Raw genomic sequence first — 1825 nt, forward strand, 5'->3', positions numbered from 1 at the left:
GGACTGGACCATCGACGACTTCGAGCGCATGCGCAAGAAGATCCCGGTGCTGTGCAACCTCAAGCCCAGCGGCAAATACCTGGCCGTGGACCTGCACAAGGCCGGCGGCGTGCCAGCGGTCATGAAGGAATTGCTGGCTGCCGGGCTGCTGCACGGCGACTGCATCACCATCACCGGCAAGACCGTGGCCGAGAACCTGGCCGACGTTCCCGCCTTGAGCGCCGACCAGGACGTCATCCAGCCCGTCGTCAAGCCCATCTACGCCGAAGGCCACCTGGCCATCCTGCGAGGCAATCTCTCGCCCGAAGGCTGCGTGGCCAAGATCACCGGCCTCAAGACGCCCGTGATGACGGGCCCGGCGCGGGTCTTCGATGACGAACAGAGCGCGCTGGCCGCCATCATGGCCAACAAGATCGTGGCCGGCGACGTCATGGTGCTGCGCTACCTCGGCCCCAAGGGCGGCCCCGGCATGCCGGAGATGCTGGCCCCCACCGGCGCGCTGATCGGCCAGGGCCTGGGCGAGAGCGTGGGCCTCATCACCGACGGCCGCTTCTCGGGGGGCACCTGGGGCATGGTGGTCGGCCACGTGGCGCCGGAGGCCTATGAAGGCGGCGTCATCGCGCTGGTGCAGGAGGGTGACTCCATCACCATCGACGCCCATCAACTGGTGCTGAACCTCAATGTCGGCGACGACGAGCTGGCCAAGCGCCGCGCGGCGTGGGTGCAGCCCAAGCCGCGCTACACGCGGGGCGTGTTGGCCAAATTTGCGAAGAACGCTTCGAGCGCGAGTTCGGGTGCGGTTTTGGACAAGTTTGAGTGAGGGGTTCCGGGCCGAGCGCCGGGCCGCTCCCTAGCCGGCCCGTCATGGCGATGTGCTTGCCGGTCAATCCGGCAAGCATCGCCGTCCCCCCGGGGGGCTGAGGCCGGACACGGCAAGTCCTGYGGACTTGTCGTGCCTGCCGAAGAGCAGCCGCTCCGTCGGCTGCGCGGTCTGCAAGACCGGCTGGACCCGCCCGCGTTCAGTGGGGCGAGACCGGACGAGGGGTCAACCGTTTTCCTGGTCCAGGAAGCGCTGGGCGTCCAGCGCGGCCATGCAACCCGTGCCGGCGCTGGTGATGGCCTGGCGGTAGATGTGATCCTGCACGTCACCGGCCGCGAAGACGCCCGGCACGCTGGTCATCGTCGCAAAGCCGTTCAGGCCGCTCTTGGTGATGATGTAGCCGTCTTTCATCTCCAGCTGGCCCTTGAAGATGTCGGTGTTGGGCTGGTGGCCGATGGCGATGAAGCAGCCGTGCAGCTTGATTTCCGATTTGCTGTCGTCCAGCGTGCTGCGGATGCGCACACCGGTCACGCCCGAGGCATCGCCCAGCACCTCGTCGAGCTGCTGGAAGAAATGCAGCACGATCTTGCCGGCGTCGGCCTTCTCCTTGAGCTTGTCGATGAGGATGGGTTCGGCGCGGAACTTGTCGCGGCGATGGATCAGGTGCACCGTGCTGGCGATGTTCGACAGATACAGCGCCTCTTCGACGGCCGTGTTGCCGCCGCCGACGACGCAGACTTCCTGGCCGCGGTAGAAAAAGCCGTCGCAGGTCGCGCAACCACTGACCCCGCGGCCCATGAAGGCCTGTTCGGAGTCCAAGCCGAGGTATTTTGCAGAGGCGCCGGTCGCGATGATCAGCGCGTCGCAGGTGTAGGTGCCGCTGTCGCCAGTCAGCGTGAAGGGGCGCTTGGAGAAGTCGACCGCATTGATGTGGTCAAAGACGATCTGGGTCTGGAAGCGCTCGGCATGCTGCTGGAAGCGCTGCATCAGCTCGGGGCCCTGCAC

Annotated in this window: 2 protein-coding genes; one reads left to right on the top strand and one right to left on the bottom strand. The window is 66.4% G+C overall.

Annotated elements, in window-relative coordinates:
- The coding region (locus ACXJKR_RS31290; RefSeq protein WP_457326170.1) for a dihydroxy-acid dehydratase domain-containing protein at positions 1 to 820 on the top strand (820 nt) is incomplete at its 5' end.
- A gap of 225 nt (positions 821 to 1045) precedes the next feature.
- Here the strand turns inward: ACXJKR_RS31290 and ACXJKR_RS31295 are convergent.
- Positions 1046 to 1825: FAD-dependent oxidoreductase (locus tag ACXJKR_RS31295; protein WP_457326171.1), on the bottom strand; the 780-nt coding region annotated here is incomplete at its 5' end.

This window comes from Roseateles sp. P5_E11, from assembly GCF_054049355.1.